Annotated in this window: 17 protein-coding genes; 10 read left to right on the top strand and 7 right to left on the bottom strand. The window is 65.5% G+C overall.

The genetic code is table 11. The annotated features are described in order from the left end of the window. Positions 1–3: 3 nt before the first annotated feature. The 5 genes from G015_RS0112020 to G015_RS0112000 form a co-directional block, all read right to left on the bottom strand. Positions 4–1,341 (bottom strand): TRZ/ATZ family hydrolase, encoded by a 1,338-nt coding sequence (locus G015_RS0112020; protein WP_018139606.1) that lies wholly within the window; start codon positions 1,339–1,341, stop codon positions 4–6. 83 nt (positions 1,342–1,424) lie between these two features. Beyond that, the gene (wrbA, locus tag G015_RS0112015) at positions 1,425–2,045 is read right to left on the bottom strand and encodes an NAD(P)H:quinone oxidoreductase (protein WP_020146802.1); all 621 of its coding nucleotides are present in this window, start codon (positions 2,043–2,045) and stop codon (positions 1,425–1,427) included. Between the two features lie 99 nt (positions 2,046–2,144). Continuing rightward, positions 2,145–4,943 (bottom strand): EAL domain-containing protein, encoded by a 2,799-nt coding sequence (locus G015_RS0112010; RefSeq protein ID WP_018994245.1) that lies wholly within the window; start codon positions 4,941–4,943, stop codon positions 2,145–2,147. 255 nt (positions 4,944–5,198) lie between these two features. After that, a complete protein-coding gene (locus tag G015_RS0112005; RefSeq protein WP_018173970.1) occupies positions 5,199–5,591 on the bottom strand; it encodes a DoxX family protein in 393 nt (130 codons plus the stop codon). Positions 5,592–5,666: 75 nt separating this feature from the next. Next, positions 5,667–6,524, bottom strand: a complete 858-nt coding sequence (locus tag G015_RS0112000; RefSeq protein ID WP_020146801.1) for a phosphate/phosphite/phosphonate ABC transporter substrate-binding protein — start codon at positions 6,522–6,524, stop codon at positions 5,667–5,669. 275 nt (positions 6,525–6,799) lie between these two features. Here G015_RS0112000 and G015_RS0111995 point away from each other — a divergent pair, with 275 nt between their 5' ends. Further along, complete coding sequence (locus G015_RS0111995; RefSeq protein ID WP_020146800.1) at positions 6,800–7,861, top strand: hypothetical protein; 1,062 nt, start codon at positions 6,800–6,802, stop codon at positions 7,859–7,861. After that, positions 7,858–8,619 carry an OmpA family protein gene (locus G015_RS0111990; protein WP_018139612.1) on the top strand — a complete coding sequence of 254 codons (762 nt, stop codon included), beginning with the start codon at positions 7,858–7,860 and terminating at the stop codon, positions 8,617–8,619. The genes G015_RS0111995 and G015_RS0111990 overlap by 4 nt, the downstream gene beginning before the upstream one ends. A gap of 64 nt (positions 8,620–8,683) precedes the next feature. Here G015_RS0111990 and glnD read toward each other — a convergent pair whose 3' ends face one another. Both glnD and map read right to left on the bottom strand, forming a co-directional pair. Beyond that, a complete protein-coding gene (gene glnD, locus G015_RS0111985; RefSeq protein WP_020146799.1) occupies positions 8,684–11,365 on the bottom strand; it encodes a [protein-PII] uridylyltransferase in 2,682 nt (893 codons plus the stop codon). Between the two features lie 11 nt (positions 11,366–11,376). Then, entirely contained in the window at positions 11,377–12,162 is a 786-nt protein-coding gene (gene map, locus G015_RS0111980; RefSeq protein WP_018139614.1) for a type I methionyl aminopeptidase, read from the bottom strand. 292 nt (positions 12,163–12,454) lie between these two features. Here map and rpsB point away from each other — a divergent pair, with 292 nt between their 5' ends. From rpsB to rseP, 8 genes are all read left to right on the top strand, one after another. Beyond that, a complete protein-coding gene (rpsB, locus tag G015_RS0111975; RefSeq protein WP_020146798.1) occupies positions 12,455–13,237 on the top strand; it encodes a 30S ribosomal protein S2 in 783 nt (260 codons plus the stop codon). Positions 13,238–13,350: 113 nt separating this feature from the next. Then, positions 13,351–14,220 carry a translation elongation factor Ts gene (tsf, locus tag G015_RS0111970; protein ID WP_018139616.1) on the top strand — a complete coding sequence of 290 codons (870 nt, stop codon included), beginning with the start codon at positions 13,351–13,353 and terminating at the stop codon, positions 14,218–14,220. 122 nt (positions 14,221–14,342) lie between these two features. Then, positions 14,343–15,080 carry a UMP kinase gene (gene pyrH, locus G015_RS0111965; protein ID WP_018139617.1) on the top strand — a complete coding sequence of 246 codons (738 nt, stop codon included), beginning with the start codon at positions 14,343–14,345 and terminating at the stop codon, positions 15,078–15,080. Beyond that, positions 15,073–15,630, top strand: coding sequence for a ribosome recycling factor (gene frr, locus G015_RS0111960; RefSeq protein ID WP_012982883.1), 558 nt, complete (start codon positions 15,073–15,075; stop codon positions 15,628–15,630). Before pyrH ends, frr begins: the two co-directional genes overlap by 8 nt. Before the next feature lie 14 nt (positions 15,631–15,644). Further along, positions 15,645–16,397 (top strand): polyprenyl diphosphate synthase, encoded by a 753-nt coding sequence (gene uppS, locus G015_RS0111955; RefSeq protein WP_020146797.1) that lies wholly within the window; start codon positions 15,645–15,647, stop codon positions 16,395–16,397. A gap of 10 nt (positions 16,398–16,407) precedes the next feature. After that, positions 16,408–17,217 (top strand): phosphatidate cytidylyltransferase, encoded by an 810-nt coding sequence (locus G015_RS0111950; RefSeq protein ID WP_020146796.1) that lies wholly within the window; start codon positions 16,408–16,410, stop codon positions 17,215–17,217. Positions 17,218–17,237: 20 nt separating this feature from the next. After that, the gene (gene ispC / locus G015_RS0111945; RefSeq protein WP_018648928.1) at positions 17,238–18,443 is read left to right on the top strand and encodes a 1-deoxy-D-xylulose-5-phosphate reductoisomerase; all 1,206 of its coding nucleotides are present in this window, start codon (positions 17,238–17,240) and stop codon (positions 18,441–18,443) included. Next, positions 18,440–19,801 (top strand): RIP metalloprotease RseP, encoded by a 1,362-nt coding sequence (gene rseP, locus G015_RS0111940; protein ID WP_020146795.1) that lies wholly within the window; start codon positions 18,440–18,442, stop codon positions 19,799–19,801. The genes ispC and rseP overlap by 4 nt, the downstream gene beginning before the upstream one ends. The last annotated feature ends 18 nt before the right edge of the window (positions 19,802–19,819 follow it).

Raw genomic sequence — 19,819 nt, 5'->3', positions numbered from 1 at the left:
CGATTACGCGGCCAGTTCGCGCTGGATTTCCAGCACGCGCGCGCCCCATTCGCGGGCCTCGGCCTGGAGCTCGTCCAGGTCCAGCGTAAGCAGTTCCCGGTCCCTGAGCAATGGCCGTCCTGCGACATGGACGTCGGTTACCGCCTCGCGGGTGGCGGCGTAGACGATCTGGGCGGCGGGCTCGTGCATGGGTTGCAGCTCGATGGCGCTAAGATCGATGCTGACCACGTCGGCCTGCTTGCCCGGTTCCAGGCTGCCGATGCGGTCAGCCAGGCCCAGCGCACGGGCGCTGCCCAGCGTGGCCATCTCCAGCGCGGCGGTGGCGGGCAGGGCCGAGGCGTCGCCACTGACGCCCTTGGCCAGCAGCGCGGCCGTGCGCATCTCCCCGATCATGTCGAGATCGTTGTTGGAGGCGGTACCATCGGTTCCCAGCCCCACGGTCACGCCGGCGCCCAGCAGTTCCGCGACCGGACAGAAGCCCGAGGCGAGCTTGAGATTGGATTCCGGGCAGTGTGCGACCGACACCGGACGCCCTTGCAACAACTCGCGGTCCTGTGCGCTGACCTGGGTCATATGCACGGCGATGAACGGCTGGTCCAGGAGTCCCAGGCGTGCCAGCCGGGCCAGCGGCCGCTCCCCGTGATCACGTTCGGCATCGGCGATCTCGCCGGCGGTCTCGTGCACATGCATGTGGATGGGGACGGCCAGCTCGCGGGCACGCTCCGCCACGCGCTGCAGGCTCTCGTCCCCGACGGTGTAGGGCGCATGCGGTGCCACGGTGTAGTGGATGCGGTCGTGGTGCTGCCAGTTCTCCACGACCTCGGCGCCCCGCTGGAAGTACTCGTCCGTGGTCTGGGCCCAGGGCGTGGGGAAGTCGAACACGGTCAGCCCCAGTGCGGCACGGATGCCGGATTCGTCGACCACGCGCGCGGCATTGTCGACGAACAGGTACATGTCACTGAAGCAGGTAGTGCCGCCGCGCAGCATCTCGGCGACCGAGAGGCGCGTGCCCGCGCGTACGAACTCGGGTGACAACAGGCGCCCTTCGGCCGGCCAGATGTAGCGCTTGAGCCAGTCCATCAGCGGGCGGTCGCTGCCTACACCGCGCAGCAGGCTCATGCCGGAGTGGGTATGTACGTTGACCAGGCCGGGGGTCAGGGCATGGCCCTCGCGGTGCAGATGTTCGGCATCGGGGTACTGCGCGAGGGCTTCTTCGCGCGGCAGCAGGGTCTCGATGATGCCGTCGCGAATCACCAGTGCGTGATCGACGAGCACCGTGTCGCGCGGGATCACCGGCAGAATCTGCGAGGCACTGAGAACCAGAGTTCGGGTTGTCGACATGGGAGGCCAGACCGAGGGAATTCGGCCGCGCATGGTACCGCAAAGGGGCGGCGAAGGCCGCCCCTTTGGGCAGGCCGATCCGGTTAGCTGGCCTGGCGTCCCAAGACCTGGGCGCGTGTGATCTCGGCGACATGTCGGCCCTGGGAGGCGGCCATCGCAAGTTCGTTTTCGCTCGGCTGACGCGAGCCGTCGCCATCGGCCAGGGTAGTGGCACCGTAGGGTGTGCCGCCGCTGATTTCGCTCATATCCAGCAGCCGCTTCTCGGTGTAGGGCAGCCCGACAATGGTCATGCCGTAGTGCATCAGGTTGACGATGGTCGAGACCAGCGTGGTCTCCTGGCCCCCGTGCTGCGAGGCGGTGGAACCGAATACAGAGCCAATCTTGCCGACCAGTTTGTCGCCAAACCACAGCGCACCAGTCTGATCGAGGAAATTGGCCATTTGCGCGGACATGCGGCCAAAGCGGGTCGGGGTGCCGATGATGACCGCGTCATAGTCCGCCAGTTCTTCCGGTCTGGCGATGGGGGCGGCCTGGTCCAGCTTGGCCCCGGCCTGCTTTGCGACATCCTCGGGCATTAGTTCCGGGACACGCTTGATCGTGACTTCGGTGCCAGGGATCTCGCGGGCGCCACGGGCGACCGCCTCGGCCATCTGCTCGATATGGCCCCAGGTGGAGTAGTACAGGATCAGGACTTTGGTGCTCATGGGAAGGACCTCCGGGTTTAATCGAGGTCCAGCTTAATTCGCATTAAACCGAACAAAAATGGCCTTTTAATGGCTTTATTGTTCGATTAAATAGAACCGTTAATGGGGTGACTGCGCGGCGCTTTGTTGCGCGGGTGATGTCCCGAGTACCGCCCTTTCCAGGTCCGACAAGTCACCCGGGTAGCCGTACAGGAAGCCCTGGAAGTGGCGGCAGCCCAGTCCGAACAGGAAGGCCCGCTGCTCGGCCGTTTCGACCCCTTCGGCAATCACGTCCAGGTCCAGCGTGTGGGCCAGATTGACGACCATCTGCGCAATCGCGGCGTCGTTGGGGTCGTCCAGCACATCGCGCACGAAGGACTGGTCGATCTTCAGCTGTGCCAGTGGGAGCTGTTTCAGGTAGGCGAGGGACGAGTAGCCGGTGCCGAAGTCATCCAGGGCGAATTCCACGCCCAGTGTGCGCAGTTCGTCGATGTGGGCGACGACGGTGTCGATCTCCTCGAGCAGCATGCTCTCGGTCAGCTCGAGTTTCAGCCGGTCGCCCGGGGCGCCGGTCTCCTGGAGGATCTCGCGCAGCTGCTGGACGAAGTGCTTGTTGCGGAACTGCCGGGCGCTGATATTGACCGAGAGGGTCAGTTCCCGGAAGGCGGCGATGTGCTGCCAGGCAGCGAGCTGGGCGCAGGCGGTGCGCAGCACCTTCCGCCCGATGGGAACGATCAGGCCGGTCTGCTCGGCGATGGGGATGAACTCGCCGGGGGAGATCGCGCCGCGCTGCGGATGCGGCCAGCGCAACAGCAGCTCGGCGCCGATGACTCGGCCGTCGGCTTCGACCTGGGGTTGATAGACGATGGTAAATCGATCCTCGTCCAGGGCGTGGCGCAGCTCGTTTTCGAGTTCGAAGCGGGCCTCCACCGCGCGATGCAGCCCGGGGTCGTAGAAACGCACGGTATTGCGCCCGGCGTTCTTGGCCCGATACATGGCGAGGTCAGCCTGCTTCAGCACCTCTTCCACGCCGAGGCTGTGGCCGCTGAACAGGGTTGCACCAATACTGGGGGTGACGTGGCGGTTCTGGCCGGCCAGCTCGAAGGGCTCGCGCAATAGATTGATCAGCTTGCGTCCTACCGCCTCGGCCTCGGTGGCAGCGCGGGCCGGATCCGGGTGGAGGTCGTTGAGGATGACCACGAACTCATCGCCGCCCAGGCGGGCGAGCGTATCGGCCTCGCGCACGGAGTCCTCCATGCGGCGGGCGACCTGGCGCAGCAGATCATCTCCAACCGCGTGTCCCAGGGTGTCATTGATGTCCTTGAAGTTGTCCAGATCGATGAACAGGACCGCGCCGTGGTGGCGCGAGCGCGCCGTGTTGGCGAGGGCCTGACCCAGACGGTCGTGCAGGAGCGTGCGATTGGGCAGCCCGGTCAGGCCATCGAAGAAGGCCAGGCGACGGATTTCCTCTTCGGCTTCCTTGCGGTCGGAGATGTCCATCATGGTGCCGAAGGTCGCCATGATCTGGCCGTCTTCATCAAAGCGCGCACTGGCGTAGATGCTGACCCAGCGATGACTGCCGTCGTGCGTGCGCAGGCGGATTTCCTCGGACTGCGCGTGGGTGCCCCCTTCTAGCAGGGTGTCACAGAAGTTCTGTGCGTCGTCTTGGTCCTCGGGATCCACGAAGGCACACATCGGTTTGCCGAGGGTCTCTTCGACCGGGAATCCTGTCAGGCTCTCCCAGGCTGGATTGAGCAGCGTCCAGCGGCCCTCGGCATCGGTGCGGAAGATCACCTCGGAAATGTGGTTGACGACATCCTGGTAGCGGTTCTCGCTCTCCTTCAGGGCCGCGGTGGCCCGTCGGTGGGCGGTGACGTCGAGGGTCAGGCCGCGCAGGCTGCGAGGGCTGCCCGTGCCCTCGGCCCAGGAAAGGATGTCGCGCAGCCAGATCCACTGCCCGTTGCGGTGCGCGAAGCGGTAGTCGACGACCTTGGGTTCGTTGCCGGGCTCGCGCGCAGCATCGCGTACACGGGGCAGATCGTCCGGGTGAATATGCCGGGCACGCAGTTCCCCCCGCCCCAGGTTGCGCGAGGGGAAGCCCAGCAGCTTTCGGGTGTCTCCGGCGACGAACTCCCATTCGTGGTTTTCGGGGTTCGCCTCCCAAAGGATGGCATTGGCCCCGCCCAACATGGACTCCAGGCGGGCGACGGAGCGATTCAACTGCAGGTTTTGCTGGAGCAGTGTGGACTGTGTGGTGCCCAGGTGGGCCGCCATGTCGTTGAAGGTCCGCGCCAGGTCGCCGAACTCGTCGCGGGAATCGATGCGTACCCGATGGTCAAGCTGCCCGGCCTCCAGGGCCCTGCCCCCTTGCAGGAGTAGACGCAGGCGGCGGGTCGTCATCAGGGCGAACAAAATGGCCGCGAGGATCGAGAGCCCCAGCACGCCCAGGGCCAGCAAGACATTGCGTTCCAGCAGGTTGGTCGAGAGCTGGTCGATGGCATCGGTCGAGTAGCCAACGGCGACGGTCCCCAGGGACTGACCGGAAAGCTCGATCTGCCGGGCAATCTCGACCTGGCCGGATTCACTGCGCACGCCCGCTTCGGCGGCCGGGAGGGTGTCCGGGGCGACACCGACCGAGGCCATGGGGCGCTCGCTAGCGTCGAGTACGACCGCGTACAGGACGTTGGAGTCGTCCCCCAGCAGGTCGAGGAGATCCTGGAGCATCGCGGGGTCGGCGTAGGCCAGGCCGGGCGTCAGGGCGGAGCCCAGCAGCCGGCTTTGTTGTTCGGCTGTGCGCTCCAGAACCTCCTGTTGGTTCTGCTGGACCTGGGTGATCCCGCTAAAGAGCAGCGCCGCGACCATCACGACCTGAATCGCGACGGTGCCGATGATGATCTGCCAGGCGACGTTCAGGCGCATGAAAGCGCCACAGGCCGGCCAGAGCGGGCAAGGAACGGCGGGACGCGGTGCGGCTTTGATGCGAGCAAGAGACGAAACATTGGCGTCCGGGGCAACCCGCGCCGAGCGGGATCATCGTAAAAAAGTCTTGCTACTCTACCTTAACGGGGGGTTGGTTTCTTCAATGCGAGACGGCGGACACGCTTTAGGTCGAGCGCCTCAATCGCCGCACCGCAGTGGGCTCGTGCCGCAAGGTCGGCACGAGCCTTGGCGACTCTAATAGCGGTTGATCGCGAGGCGACCCGGGCCGGTAAGGGCGAGAGCGATCGCCGAGAACAGGAACATGGCCTGCAGTTCGATGGCCCAGCCGCCGTGCTGGGTCAGCTGGACGACCTCGTCGGCATGCGCCAGGCCAATGGCGAACAGCATGTTGACCGCGATGAGTACGGCGCCAATCCTTGCATACAGGCCAATGATCAACAGGACGGGTGCCAGGACCTCCCCGATATACGCGCCATAGGCCAGCACGCCGGGTAGCCCGGCCCCGGCCAGCATCCCCTCGATATGTCCCACGCCTCCGGAGATCTTGTCGATCCCGTGCAGCAGGATCATGACGCCCAGCGCCAGTCGCAGGATCAGCTTCCCGGTGTCGTCCAGCATGTTATCCATATCGTTTTCTCCTGGTTCCCTGGTCAAGGGGAGGGTGTAGTTGATCGGTGTGGCCAACCTGTCGAGCGATCACATTCATAGGTCGTCCATAAGACTCTTGAAGGCCTGATAGTCCTCGGGGCTCGCCGGTTCAAAGCCACGGGGGTGGCCAAAGGTTCTGAGCCGTTGTTGCCCCTGAGTGGTGTCGGAGAGCTGCAGGAACAGCGTCTCCAATTCTAGAACATCCCTCTGCGCGCGTTCGTGCAACACGATGGTCATGCCGGGGAAGGGGTCCGACTGGGCCAGGATGCGGGCCAGGCTGCCATCGGCAAGGGCGATGGTGCGGGGTTCGTCCCGGGGCGGGCGAGGAGGGTCGAGGGCGCGGGCATCGATCACGAGCACGGCGGCTTCGGCAAGCCCCCGCTGCATGGCCGACACGGCGGCATTGTGGTGCGGGAACTCGAGGAATCGGACGGGTGGATCTTCGCTGTCGAACACCGCGCCGACTCGCTCTCGAGCCAGCCGGGTGCCCAGACTGTGACGGGCGGGGGTTGCCAGCGTCGTGTCCTCCAGGTCCGCCAGTTGCCGGGGTGAGGTGTCCATGGGCACTACGATGATCATGGCCAGTTCGTCGCGTGAGCGTACGAGCGGACGGTACGGGCTGCTCTCTCCAAGCGCGGGCACGACATGCGGGGCGACAATCGCCACGTCGTAGCGCTCAGTCTGCAGGCGTTCGAGAAAATGCAGGAAGTCCCGTGAGGCCTCCAGACGAACGGGCGCTTGCCGTACCTCCGCGAACCAGTCGCGTAGTGGTGCGTATCGCTGAAAGAGGTCATGAGGGCTCGCGAATGGCTGCAGCCCAAGCTCCCAGGTGTCGTCCGCGAGCGCATGCCCGGTGAGTAGGGCGAGAGCTAGTATCAGTCCCGGCCCCCATCGGCGGGGCCGGCGACTCATGGCGGCTGGAGGGGGCGCTCCGGCACTGGCTTGGTCCATCGGGTGGGATCCCGGCGGCAGGGCTTACAGGTGTCTATAGTCATCCGCACTCGGTGTGTCCATGCGTCAATAAATCGGCGCCGCAGCCGGACGTTCGTTCGTGCTGCTGTCGGGAATCCGTTGAATCCGCACGTGCGCGTCTCATCGGGCGGGTTGCGAGGGGGCTGGCGTCGAATTTGCATGAAGCGGTCTCGCATGCAGATGACCGCGTCGACGGGCGCGCCGGAGGAATCAAGATGACCATTTTCGACCGGGTAGCCGAGGCGTTGCTCGCCACTTTACAGGGGCTGACCCCGCTCACCGTTATCGGGGCCTTTTCGCTGTTGCTGTTCGCGCTCTTTCTGGTGGCCCTGATGGCGCTGACGCTTCGCCGGGCGAACGCGTTTCAGGGTGCCGCGCCGGCGCTGCTGACCACGCTCGGGGTTCTGGGTACGTTCCTCGGGGTGGCGATCGGCCTGATCGACTTCGATGCGGCGCGGGTAGAGGCGAGCATTCCGGCGTTGCTGGAGGGGCTGAAGCTCGCGTTCGTGACCAGCATCGTCGGCATCCTGCTGGCGTCGGTATTGCGCGTACTGCAGGTGATGATGCCGGCGCCGGTGATGGCAACGGATGACGGGGGCGATCCCCAGGTCAGCGGTGATCCCGAGCGCGTGCTGGCCGAGCAGCGTGATGCGACGCGAGCCCTGCTGCAGGCGGTGCAGCAGATGGACCGTCGCCTGGACCAGCGTCTCGAGACCCAGCACCACGAACTGAAGCAGAGCCTGGAGGGGCTGGCGGATCGTATGAGCGAGCTCAGCAGCGGGCATCTAGTGGCCGCGCTGGAACAGGTCATTCGCGACTTCAATGATCGCCTGGGCGAACAGTTTGGCGAGAACTTTCGTCGGCTGGATGACTCGGTGGCGCGGCTGGTGGACTGGCAGGATCGCTATCGCGAGCAGATGGATACCCTGCACCGGGCGTTCGATCAGGCACGCGAGGGCGTCGAGCAGAGCGAGGGTGCCCTGGAGCGTCTGACCGGGCAGGCGCTGAAGATTACGCGGCATGTCGAGGAGCAGGATGCGACGCTGGCCAGTCTGCGCCGGGAGACGGTGGAGCTGGAAGCCCTGCTAGGTGCGATCGCCGCGCTGCGTGATCGAGCCACCGAGGCCTTCCCGGCCATGGATGCGCGGCTCGAGGCGATGCTGGAGAGCATCGAGAACGCCGTGCAGTCCGGGCGCGCGGCCGAGTCGCGCTGGCGGGGTGACGCGTTCGCAGTGGGGGTTGCGACGCCGGCGGATACCGTGGGAGCGCGGTCGTGATCCTGCGCTGGTTGCTGCGACGCCGTGCACGCACCGGCGGCGCAGCGCACGAGGCGGATCAGGGGTCGCACTGGCTGGCAGTGGCGGACCTCATGGCCGCGTTGATGATGATCTTCCTGTTCCTGGCGCTCTTGCATATGGTCCAGGTCGAACGCTCGAGCGCGGCGCATGTCGAGGTGCGTAACGAGGCCGCCGCGTTGCGGGCGGCAATCTACTCGGTGCTGGAGGAGGAGTTTCGCGAGGATCTGCCCCGCTGGAATGCGGAACTCGACCGCGACACCCTGACGCTGCGCTTTCGCGAGCCGGAGGTCCTGTTCGAGCGGAGTTCCGCGAGCATCCGCCCGCGCTTCGAGGCGATCCTGGACGATTTCATGCCGCGTTACGCCGAGCAGCTGCGCCCATTTGCGGACGTGATACGCGAGGTGCGTATCGAGGGGCATACCTCCAGCGAGTGGGCCGGAAGCGACGATGCGATCGATGCCTATTTTGGCAACATGGACCTGAGCCAGCGCCGCACCCGAGCAGTGCTGGAGCATGCCTACCGGCTTGAGCCCCTGCAGGAGGACGACTGGTTCCGCTCGCGCGTGGCTGCGGTCGGCTTGTCCTCGTCGCGGCGGGTGCTGGATGCCGATGGGCAAGAGGACCGCGAGGCCTCGCGGCGAGTGGAGTTCAGCGTACTGACGGACTTCGAGGCGCGGCTGCTGGGCAACGCCGAGGCCCGCCCGTCACCGGAACCGTTGGAGGCGCGTTCACCCTGATCGATGCACTGCGGACTTTTGACGCCGGTGGCCGTTAGGGAAACGCTGATTGTTCGGCGCTTCCTTAGATGCGTTCCAACAGGGCATCGCGCAGGCGGTCCTGCTGGTCTTCCGTGAGGGGGCCGCCGGCGTTGCATTCCAGCAGAAAGCTGTCTTCCACCTGCTCGCCGGCTGTGGCGATTCGGGCCGTGCGTACGTCGATGGCGTGCTCAGCCAGGATGTGGCCGATGGTCGACAGGAGTCCGGGGCGGTCGAGCGCGCGCAGCCGCATGCGTGTCGCCTGCCCACCGGAGGCGGGTTCGAATTCGATTCGCGTATCGACATCGAAGTGCTTCAGGCGGCGTGGTAACTGGCGGCTTACCGGGGACTTTTCGCCATCGGTTCGGGTGAGTTCGTTGGCAAGGTACTGGCGAATCTCGTCGCTGCGGTAGCCGGCATCCACAGTCTGGCCGCCGCCGCTCTCCAGCACCATGAAGGTGTCCAGCGTACGTCCCCCCGCGGTGGTGATGATGCGGGCATCGACGATGTCGAGACCCAGCTGGGTCAACGCGCTGGTGATGCGGGCGAACAGGTAGGGGTGGTCTTCCGCATAGACGAAGATCTCGGTGCTGCCACGCGAGGTCTTGGGCCTCACGAGAATCAGCGGCAGTTCGTCAGCCTTCAGTGGCAGCAGGGCCTGTCCGTGCCAGGCGACCTCGTCGGCGGAGTGGCGCAGGAAGTACTCGTCGTCGAGTTCGTCCCACAGGGCCTCGGCGTCGTGGGCCCCAAAGCCGCGCCCCTGGAGCAACTGCAGGGCCTCGCCGCGAGTCTCGCGGATCTGTGTGTCCATATTCGGGGCCGCGTCGAGCCCGCGTTCGAGGAGGTTGCGCGTGGCGTGATAGAGCGTCTGCAGCAGCGAGTCCTTCCAGCTGTTCCATAGCTCCGGGTTGGTGCCGCGGATATCGGCGATGGTCAGCAGGTACAGGAAGTCGAGGCGTTCGCGGGTGCGCACCTCGCGGGTGAAGGCCAGCACGACATCGGGATCGGAGATGTCCTTGCGCTGGGCGGTCAGCGACATCAGCAGGTGGGAGCGCACCAGCCAGGCCACCAGGCCGGCGTCTTCGTCCGACAGGCCGTGCTGCTGGCAGAAGTGCAGGGCATCGTGGGCGCCCAGCTCCGAGTGGTCGCCGCCGCGACCCTTGGCGATGTCATGGAACAGGGCCCCCAGTACGAGCCGTTCCGGGCGTTCCAGCTCGGTGTAGATGCGGTGAGCGAGCGGCTGTTCGTGGGCGAATTCGGGCAGGGCCAGCCGGCGCGCGTTGCGCACGACGTTGAGGGTGTGCTCGTCGACCGTGTAGGCATGGAACAGGTCGTACTGCATGCGCCCGATGATGCGTCCGAAGGCCGGCAGGTAGTTGCCCAGCACGCCGTAGCGGTTCATGCGGCGCAGCTGGCTGGTAATGCCGCGGGGCGCGCGCAGGATGTCCATGAACAGGGTGCGGCAGACGGGGTTGCGGCGGAAGTGGCCGTCGATCAGATGGCGGTGGGCGCGGATCAGGCGGATGGTCGAGGCGCGGATGCCCTGGATCTCCGGGTGCTCCTGCAACAGGCGAAAGACCTCCAGCAGGGCCGGCGGGTAGATCATGAATACCTGGTCGTGTGCCACTTCCAGATAACCGCCACGAACCTGGAAGCGCTGATGGATGCGCACTGGATCCTGCAGGGCCTCCGGGTCGTCGAGGATGGCCTCGTTGAAGTGCTGCAGCAGGAGTTCGTTGAGCCGCTCCAGATCGCTGATCGTGCGGAAATAGCGCTGCATGAACTGCTCGACCGCGCGATTGTGGTTCTGGTCCACGAAGCCGAATGTGTTGGCCAGCTGGCGCTGGAGGTCGAACAGCAACCGATCCTCGCGGCGCCCGGCGAGCATGTGCAGGGCGAAGCGCACGCGCCAGAGAAAGCTCTGGCCCTCCAGCATCTCGTGAAGCTCGCCCTCGCGAAGGAAGCCCAGCGAGACCAGCTCCTCGATACGTTCCGCGCCGTAGTGGCGCTTGGTCACCCAGCCGATCATCTGGATGTCGCGCAGCCCGCCGGGGCCTTCCTTCACGTTGGGTTCCAGGCGGTAGCCGGTCTCGCCGAAGCGGCGGTGCCGGGCCTGTTGTTCCGCGAGCTTGGCCGCGTAGAAGCTACGCGAATCCCAGATGCGATCGGAGTCGATCGCGGATCGAAAATCGTTGAAAAGACTTAAATTGCCACTCAAATAGCGCGACTCGATCAGGTTCGTCGCGACCGTGATGTCGTCGCGGGCCTCGCGGGTGCAGTCCTCGATGCTGCGCACGCTGTGCCCGACCTCGATCCCGATATCCCAGAGGAAGGTGACGAACGCGCTGATCCGGTCGAACACCTCTCGGTCCGCCGTGCCATCGATCACGATCTGGAGGTCGATGTCGGAGGCCGGGTGCAGCTCGCCGCGCCCGTAGCCGCCCACCGCGACCAGGCACAGGCGGTCGTCGTCGGCCAGGCCCTGCTGGGCCCAGATCAGCTTGAGCATTTCGTCGATGCGCCGGGCGTGACCGAGGATCAGGTCCTCGATCGGCATGCCGTCGCGAAAGCCCTGGTACTGCTGGTCGAGGATCGCATGCCGACGGTCGCGGAACAGGGCGATATTCCCGGGATTGCGGCTCAGACGCTGGTAGTCCTCGCCCCAGTCGGGCGAGAACGCGGGCGCGTCGGCCTCGCTGGGCGTGCCGCCGGCGGGCAGGGTGCTCATGGGCACCCCCCTCAGGCCGCGAGTTCCTGGGGCGGTGTCTCGTCCTTGCGCAGGGTCAGGATCTCGTAGCCGTCGGCCGTGACCAGCAGGGTGTGCTCCCACTGTGCGGACGGACTGTGGTCCTTGGTGACGGCGGTCCAGCCGTCGGCGAGGATCCGGGTATGCCGGCGCCCGGCATTGATCATCGGCTCGATGGTGAAGCACATGCCTTCCTCGAGCTTGAGGCCGGTACCCGGCTTGCCGTAGTGGAGCACCTGCGGGTCTTCGTGGAAGCCCCGCCCGATGCCGTGGCCGCAGAATTCGCGCACCACCGAGCAGCGCTGACCCTCGGCGTACTGCTGAATCGCGTGCCCGATGTCGCCGAGGGTCGCGCCGGGGCGTACCTGCTGGATGCCGAGATACATGCTGGTGCGCGCGACGTCGATCACGCGCTGGGCCTGGATGCTGGGCTTGCCGATCACGAACATGCGGCTGGTGTCGCCGTGAAAGCCGTTCTTGATCACGGTGATGTCGATATTGAGGATGTCGCCGTTCTTCAGCTTGCGATCGCCCGGGATGCCGTGACACACCTGATGGTTGACCGAGGTGCAGATCGACTTGGGGAAGCCGCGGTAGTTGAGCGGCGCGGGGATCGCGTCCTGGGTCTTCACGATGTAGTCGTGGCAGATGCGGTCCAGCTCGCCGGTGGTGACCCCGGCCTGCACATGCGGCTCGATCATCTCCAGGACCTCGGCGGCCAGGCGGCCGGCGACGCGCATGTGTTCGATCTCTTCGGGGGTCTTGATGGTTACGGACATGGGGGCTCCGGTCGAGACCTGTGATAGCTCGCGCGACGGGTTTCGGGAGCCCGCGACACGGCGCCAATCAGGGCCCGGATAGTTGGTTCAAGTCAGCGTCCTATGCTATAAAGCGCGCGCCTCGCTGGCAATTCGGCGGGGCCGGGAGGCGGCCAACAGCCGGCGGTCTCGCGAACTTAAATCCACACACGCATCGACACGGTCTGTCGGGTGCCCGCCAGGAGGCTACGGTCTCGTGCTCGGGTTTCAGATCGGGATGCGTGGAGGCTCAACCCGTTACAGGAGAAACCTCATGTCCCTCGTGACTATGCGACAGATGCTGGAAGCCGGTGTGCATTTCGGCCACCAGACGCGTTACTGGCATCCCAAAATGGCCCCGTACATCTTCGGGGAACGCAACAAGATTCATATCATCAACCTCGAGAAGTCCCTGCCGATGTTCAACGACGCGTTGAACTTCCTCGGCAAGATTGCCGCGGACGGCGGCAAGATCATGTTCGTGGGCACCAAGCGCTCGGCGCGTGAAGTGGTGGGTGAAGAGGCGCGCCGTTGCGGCATGCCGTTCGTGTCCCATCGCTGGCTGGGCGGCATGCTGACCAACTTCAGCACGGTCAAGCAGTCGATCAAGCGCCTGAAGGACCTGGAGACCATGGACGCCGATGGCAGCTTCGAGGTGCTGAACAAGCGCGAAGCGCTGACCCGCCGCCGCGAGAAGGACAAGCTCGAGCGCAGTCTGGGTGGCATCAAGGACATGAACCGCATGCCCGACGCGATGTTCGTGATCGATGTCGGCTACGAGAAGATCGCGGTGGCCGAGGCCAAGAAGCGCGGTATTCCGGTCGTGGCGGTGGTCGATTCCAACCACTCGCCGGAAGGCGTGGACTACGTGATCCCGGGCAACGATGACGCGATGCGTGCGATCCAGCTCTACGTGGCTGCGATCGCCGACACGATCATCGAGGCCAAGGGCGCGGTGACCACGGGCGGCGTGTCCGAGGACGAGTTCGCTGGTGCAAACGCCGCTGCTGGTGGCAGTGCCGAATCCAGCGAGGCGGCCCCGGCCAACCCGGCCTAAGTCGGCATCGGGCCCGGTGCGCGATACCGCGCCCGGGCCACTTGAACCAAAGAGCCGGCCCCGGTTTGTTGCGTGGCCGGCTCGATTGACGAAATTTTCAGGAGTACTTCCCGATGCAGATTACTGCTGCCCAAGTGAAAGAACTGCGCGAGCGCACTGGCGCCGGCATGATGGAGTGCAAGAAGGCACTGACCGAAACCGGGGGCGACCTGGAAGCTGCCGTGGAGGCCATGCGCAAGTCCGGCATGGCCAAGGCCGACAAGAAGGCCGGTCGTGTGGCGGCCGAAGGTCGCGTCGAGATCGTCAGCGAGGGCAACAAGGCCGTGCTGGTCGAGATCAACTGCGAGACTGACTTTGTTGGTAACGACGACAACTTCCGTGCCTTTTCCGCGCAGTGCGCCCAGATTGCCCTGAGCTCCGGCGCGGGCGACGTGGAAGGCCTGATGGCCGAGACCGTTGATGGCCAGACCCTCGAGGAGCAACGCACCCAGCTGATCGCGAAGGTTGGCGAGAACGTGCAGGTCCGCCGCTTCGATCGCCTGCAGGCCGAAGACGCGCTGGGTTTCTACCAGCACGGCACGCGTATTGGCGTGGTGGTCAGCCTGAAGGGGGGCGACGAGGCCCTCGCGAAGGACGTTGCCATGCATATCGCGGCTTCGAAGCCGGTATGCGTGGACGAGTCCGGCGTGCCGCAGGAGCTGCTCGACAAGGAGCGCGCGATCTTCAAGGCGCAGGCCGAGGAGTCCGGCAAGCCGGAGAACATCATCGAGAAGATGATCGAAGGCCGCATTCGCAAGTACCTCGCCGAGATCACCCTGGTGGGTCAGCCGTTTGTGAAGGACCCGGATCAGACCGTTGCCCAGCTGCTGGAAGCGAAGGGCGCCTCGGTCACCGGTTTCCTGCGCTACGAGGTGGGTGAAGGGATCGAGAAGAAAAAAGAGAACTTCGCCGAAGAAGTGATGGCCCAGGCCCGCGGGGCCTGATTCGCCGAATCGCTTTGGCGTAGACTCCCGATGCGGGCGCAGGACGCGCCCGCATCGCTCGCCGGCCGGCATTCACGGCCATTGATGACAGGTGCAGGACCCGAGCCCGATAAAGGAGCCCAATGAGTCAGGACAGGCAGCCCGCGTACAGGCGCATCCTTCTGAAGTTGAGTGGGGAGGCCCTGATGGGCCAGCAATCCTATGGGGTGGACCCGGATGTCCTGGCGCAGGTCGCCGAAGAGGTGTCGGAGCTTTCGAGCATGGGTGTCGAGGTCGGCATCGTGATCGGAGGGGGCAACATCTTTCGTGGCGCCGGTCTCGCCCAGGGTGGCATGGACCGGGTTACGGGCGACCACATGGGCATGCTGGCAACGGTCATCAATGCCCTGGCCATTCAGGATGCGATCGAACGCGCAGGCCGCTTCTCCCGCGTGATGTCGGCCATCCGCATCAATCAGGTCTGCGAAGACTACATTCGCCGCCGCGCTGTGCGGCATCTGGAAAAGGGCCGGATCGTGGTGTTCGCCGCGGGAACCGGCAACCCATTCTTTACCACCGACTCCGCCGCCTCGCTGCGCGCCATCGAGATCAATGCCGAGTTGATGATCAAGGCCACAAAGGTGGACGGGGTCTATGATTCGGACCCGATGAAGAGCAAGGATGCCCGCCGTTATGAACGGCTGACGTTCGACGAGGCGCTGGAACGCCGTCTGGGTGTAATGGATACGACCGCGCTGGTGATGTGTCGTGACAACGGCCTGCCAATCCGCGTGATGAACATGTTTGCAAAAGGGGACCTCCGCCGGCTGGTGATGGGCGAGCCGGTGGGAACCCTGGTCGAGGGATCCCGAGATGACTGACGCCACGATCAAGGACGCGCGCCAGCGCATGGACAAGAGCATCGAGGCCCTGCGCAACGAGCTGGCCAAGATTCGCACGGGTCGCGCGCACCCCAGTCTGCTCGAGCATGTGCATGTCGACTACTACGGCATGGAAGTGCCGATCAATCAGGTCGCGAACATCAACGCCGAGGACTCGCGCACCCTGGCCGTGGTGCCGTACGAAAAGGACATGGTCGCGAAGGTAGAGAAGGCGATCATGACCTCGGATCTGGGGCTGAACCCGGCGAGCATGGGCACCGTGATCCGGGTGCCGCTGCCGGCGCTGACGGAAGAACGCCGCCGCGACCTGGTCAAGGTGGTCAGGGCGGAGGCCGAAAATGCGCGTGTTGCAGTGCGCAATATCCGGCGCGATGCCAACAATACCTTCAAGCAGGCGGTGAAGGACAAGGAGGTCTCGGAAGACGAAGAGCGCAAGGCACAGGAACAGGTGCAAAAGCTCACCGACGACCACATCGCCAAGATCGATGCATTGCTCGAGGACAAGGAAGCCGAGTTGATGGAAGTCTGACCGGCCACCCCTGTATGCCGGTTTCCTCCGCCACCGACCCCGCGCTGCCCGGCCACGTTGCCATCATCATGGATGGCAACGGGCGCTGGGCCCAGGCCCGTGGCTTGGAGCGCTCCGAAGGCCACCGCGAGGGTCTGGAGGCGACTCGCCGGGCTGTGCGTTTCTACGCCGAACACGGCATTCAGTCCCTCACGGTATTTGCCTTCAGCAGTGAGAACTGGGGGCGCCCCCGTTCCGAGGTCGAGGCGCTCTTTGAACTCTTCGTCACGGCCATCGAGGGAGAGCTCCCCGAGCTGGTCGAGCGCGGCATTCGCCTGAGATTCATCGGCGATCGCGCCACTTTTCCCCCAACGCTACAAACCCGCATGTGCGAGGCCGAAGAGGCCACGGCCGGCAATGAGGGGATGTGCCTGGTGGTGGCGCTGGGGTATGGCGGCCGCTGGGACATCCTGCAGGCGGCCAGGAAGTGGGTGGCCAAGGGGGGGGCGGAGGCCGATGGTGATGCCGAGTCCACCTTTGCGGCTGAGTTGAGTACGACCGGTCTGGCCGACGTGGACCTGCTGATCCGCACCGGTGGCGAACAACGCATCAGCAACTTCCTGCTGTGGCAGGCGGCCTACGCCGAAATACTGTTCATCGAGACCTACTGGCCGGATGTTGGCGAGAAGGATTTCGAGCGCAGCCTGGCCTGGTATGCCCAGCGCCAGCGGCGTTTTGGGCGAGTGTCGGCCGGGGCCTATTCAGCGACCGAGGTCCCCGGTGCTTAGAACCCGTGTAATGACCGCCGCGGTAATCGGGCTGCCCGCGCTGGCACTGATCGCGTTCGGGCCCAACTGGGCGGTGCTGGCGTTGATGGCATTGGGAATTGGGCTGGCCACCTGGGAGTGGGGCGAGCTGACCGGACTGCACGTCGCCTGGGAACGTGCGGTGCTGGTCGTGCTGGTGCTGGTGCCACTGGTGGCCCTGGGGCTGACGCTGGCGCAGCCCGTGCATTTATTGGTTCTCCTGTTTGCGGTTGTCTGGTGGCTGCTGATTGTGCTGGCGCTACCGTTTTACCGCTCGGGGATCGATGGGCGTGGTCCGCGCCCCAAGCTGCTCACCGTCGCGGCGGTGTTGACGCTGGTGCCCGCGGGGATGGCCGTCGTCTGGCTGCATGCGCTGGCGCCCTGGCTCGTGGTGTACCTGATCGTTCTGGTGGGCTTTGCCGATACCGGTGCCTATTTCGCCGGAAAGGCCTTCGGGCGGACCGCACTGGCTCCGCATATCAGTCCGGGGAAGACCCGCGAAGGGCTGCTCGGCGGTCTGGGCGCGGTGTTCGCTCTGGCCGTAGTGGTGGCCGGTGTCTGGGGGCTGGCGCCCATGGATGCGCTGGTGTTCGTGCTGCTGTCGATCCTGATTGCGCTGGTGTCGGTGGTGGGCGATCTGTTCGAGAGCATCCTCAAGCGCCAGGCGGGAGCCAAGGACAGCGGTTCCTTGCTACCCGGTCACGGGGGTATTCTGGATCGCATCGACAGCCTGATCGCGGCGGCCCCGATCTTTCTGGCCGGCTTGCTCTGGCTGGCCTTGTTGCCCCTCCCCGGGGCATGAGAATTCGCAGGTAACACGTTATGAGCCCCACGCGGATCACCATTCTCGGTTCCACCGGCAGTATCGGCGTCAGCACGCTGGATGTGGTGTCGCGCCAGCCGGACCGCTTTCACGTCTATGCGCTGACCGCGCATCGCAATGTCGAGCGTCTGAAGGCGCAATGTCTGCAGGCGCGACCGCGCGTGGCCGTTGTTGCGGAGGATGCGGCCGCGCACGCGCTTCAGCGCGAGCTGGAGGCGGCCGGTTGTCCCACGGAGGTGCGAGCGGGGCCGCAAGCGCTGGCCGAGGTGGCGGAGGCGCCGGAGGTGGATGCCGTGATGGCCGCCATTGTTGGCGCGGCCGGGCTCCTGCCGACTCTGGCGGCGGCCGAGGCCGGCAAGCGTGTGCTCCTGGCCAACAAGGAGGCACTGGTCATGTCCGGGGCGCTATTGATTGATGCCGTGCGTCGTTCCGGGGCCTGCCTGTTGCCGATCGACAGCGAACACAACGCCATTTTCCAGTGTCTGCCGACGGGGTACGTCTGCGCGGACGAGGTGGCGCCGCATGGCGTCGAGCGCATCTGGCTGACCGCCTCGGGTGGCCCGTTCCGCGACCGGCCTCTCGATACCTTTGGCGACATCTCGCCGGACGAGGCCTGTGCCCACCCGAACTGGGACATGGGGCGCAAGATTTCGGTCGATTCCGCGACGATGATGAACAAGGGCCTGGAGGTGATCGAGGCCTGCTGGCTGTTCGCGGTGAAGCCCTCGGCCATCCAGGTCGTTCTGCACCCGCAAAGCATCGTGCACTCGATGGTGGCGTACAACGACGGCTCGGTGCTTGCCCAGATGGGCAATCCCGATATGCGCACGCCGATCGCGCATGCGCTGGCCTGGCCCGATCGGGTGGCGTCCGGAGTGGCGCCACTGGATCTTCTGGGTGTGGGGCCGCTGGAGTTTCGCGAGCCGGAGGCCCAGCGGTTCCCGGCTTTGGGGCTGGCCTATCGGGCCATGGAGCAGGGCGGTACCGCTACCGCCGTGCTGAACGCGGCGAACGAGGTCGCGGTGGAGGCGTTCCTCTCGGGTGGCCTGGCCTTCAGCGACATCGCGGTGGTTATCGAGCGGACGCTGGACGCTCTGCCGACGCAGGCCGCCGATTCCCTGGAGCGTGTGCTGGCGGCGGATGCCGAGGCGCGCGCTCATGCCGGTAGCGAGATTGGGCGTCTGCAACGCCGGGCGGTGTCATGACGCTGTTGACCAGTCTGCTGGCGTTTGCCGTGGCCATCGGTGTGCTGGTGACGGTGCACGAGTACGGGCACTACCTCGCGGCGCGCGCGATGGGGGTCAAGGTACTGCGGTTCTCGGTCGGGTTTGGGCGGCCGCTACTGAGCCGCCGGATCGGGCGGGATCGGACGGAATTCGTCGTGGCGGCTCTGCCGCTTGGCGGGTACGTGAAGATGCTCGACGAGCGCGAGGGCGATGTCGCGCCTGAAGAACTGGATCGGGCCTTCAACAACAAGGGTCTGAAGGCGCGCACGTTCATCGTGTCCGCCGGCCCGCTCGCGAATTTCCTGTTCGCGATCGTCGCTTATGGTGCGATGTTCATGATTGGCGTTGGCGGGGTGCGACCGGTGGTGGGCGACATCACCGCGGACAGCCCGGCGGCGGTCGCGGGCCTGGAGCGTGGCGAAGAGATTCTTGCGGTGGACGGGCGGGCCGTACGGGACTGGGAGCAAACGAACCTTCGGCTCCTTGACCACGCCGTACGGGGTGATACGGTGCCGGTTCTCGTGCGCGACCGCGATGGCCGCGAGGTGGAGCGCACGCTGGATCTGCGCGATCGTCAGGCGATCCTGGGCGAGGGGCAATTCCTGGAGCAGGTGGGGCTCGCGCCTTATCGCCCGGCACTGGTGCCGCGCATCGGCCAGGTCGAGTCGGGCAGTCCCGCGGCGGCGGCCGGGCTTGAGCCTGGCGACCGTGTTCTTGCCGTGGACGGTGATGCGATCGACGACTGGAACGACTGGGTCCGCCGCATTCAGGCGAGCCCGGAGCGTGAACAGGTCGTGCAGGTGGAACGTGGTGACCAAACGGTCGAGCTGAGGGTTACGCCGGAGGCAATCGCCACCAATGGCGAGACCATCGGGCGCATCGGTGCCGGGGTGGATCCGGACCAGCCCGCGGCGCGCGAGATGGCGGTACTGGTGCGCCAGGGCCCCGTGGAGGCGCTGGTTTCCGGGGCGGCCCGTACCTGGGATGTCTCGATACTGACGGTCGGCATCCTCTGGCGCATGGTCACCGGCGAGGCCTCGGTCAAAAACATCAGCGGACCGGTTACCATAGCCGAGTTTGCGGGCACCACAGCGGTGATCGGGATCTCGGCCTTCCTCGGGTTCCTGGCGCTGGTGAGTGTGTCGCTGGGGATCATCAATCTGTTGCCGATCCCGCTGCTGGATGGTGGCCACCTGCTGTATTACGCGGTGGAGGCGGTTAAAGGGAGTCCGGTGTCCGAGCGCGCCCAGATCATCGGGCAGCAGTTCGGCATCCTCGCGATCGCCGGGTTGATGTTGCTGGCCCTCTACAACGATTTGACACGTCTGTTCGGGTAACCCCGAAACAGCCCTTCT

The sequence above is a fragment of the Thioalkalivibrio sp. ALJ15 genome (assembly GCF_000383695.1).
In the GTDB taxonomy this organism is placed as follows: Bacteria; Pseudomonadota; Gammaproteobacteria; order Ectothiorhodospirales; family Ectothiorhodospiraceae; genus Thioalkalivibrio.
This window is presented reverse-complemented; position numbering and strand designations above follow the sequence as displayed.

Excerpts from the sequence above, each read along its gene's own strand:
- G015_RS0112020 (WP_018139606.1), bottom strand. The coding sequence starts at position 1,341 with ATGTCGACAACCCGAACTCTGGTTCTCAGTGCCTCGCAGATTCTGCCG.
- wrbA (WP_020146802.1), bottom strand. The coding sequence starts at position 2,045 with ATGAGCACCAAAGTCCTGATCCTGTACTACTCCACCTGGGGCCATATC.
- G015_RS0112010 (WP_018994245.1), bottom strand. The coding sequence starts at position 4,943 with ATGCGCCTGAACGTCGCCTGGCAGATCATCATCGGCACCGTCGCGATT.
- G015_RS0112005 (WP_018173970.1), bottom strand. The coding sequence starts at position 5,591 with ATGGATAACATGCTGGACGACACCGGGAAGCTGATCCTGCGACTGGCG.
- G015_RS0112000 (WP_020146801.1), bottom strand. The coding sequence starts at position 6,524 with ATGAGTCGCCGGCCCCGCCGATGGGGGCCGGGACTGATACTAGCTCTC.
- G015_RS0111995 (WP_020146800.1), top strand. The coding sequence starts at position 6,800 with ATGACCATTTTCGACCGGGTAGCCGAGGCGTTGCTCGCCACTTTACAG.
- glnD (WP_020146799.1), bottom strand. The coding sequence starts at position 11,365 with ATGAGCACCCTGCCCGCCGGCGGCACGCCCAGCGAGGCCGACGCGCCC.
- map (WP_018139614.1), bottom strand. The coding sequence starts at position 12,162 with ATGTCCGTAACCATCAAGACCCCCGAAGAGATCGAACACATGCGCGTC.
- rpsB (WP_020146798.1), top strand. The coding sequence starts at position 12,455 with ATGTCCCTCGTGACTATGCGACAGATGCTGGAAGCCGGTGTGCATTTC.
- tsf (WP_018139616.1), top strand. The coding sequence starts at position 13,351 with ATGCAGATTACTGCTGCCCAAGTGAAAGAACTGCGCGAGCGCACTGGC.
- pyrH (WP_018139617.1), top strand. The coding sequence starts at position 14,343 with ATGAGTCAGGACAGGCAGCCCGCGTACAGGCGCATCCTTCTGAAGTTG.
- frr (WP_012982883.1), top strand. The coding sequence starts at position 15,073 with ATGACTGACGCCACGATCAAGGACGCGCGCCAGCGCATGGACAAGAGC.
- uppS (WP_020146797.1), top strand. The coding sequence starts at position 15,645 with ATGCCGGTTTCCTCCGCCACCGACCCCGCGCTGCCCGGCCACGTTGCC.
- G015_RS0111950 (WP_020146796.1), top strand. The coding sequence starts at position 16,408 with ATGACCGCCGCGGTAATCGGGCTGCCCGCGCTGGCACTGATCGCGTTC.
- ispC (WP_018648928.1), top strand. The coding sequence starts at position 17,238 with ATGAGCCCCACGCGGATCACCATTCTCGGTTCCACCGGCAGTATCGGC.
- rseP (WP_020146795.1), top strand. The coding sequence starts at position 18,440 with ATGACGCTGTTGACCAGTCTGCTGGCGTTTGCCGTGGCCATCGGTGTG.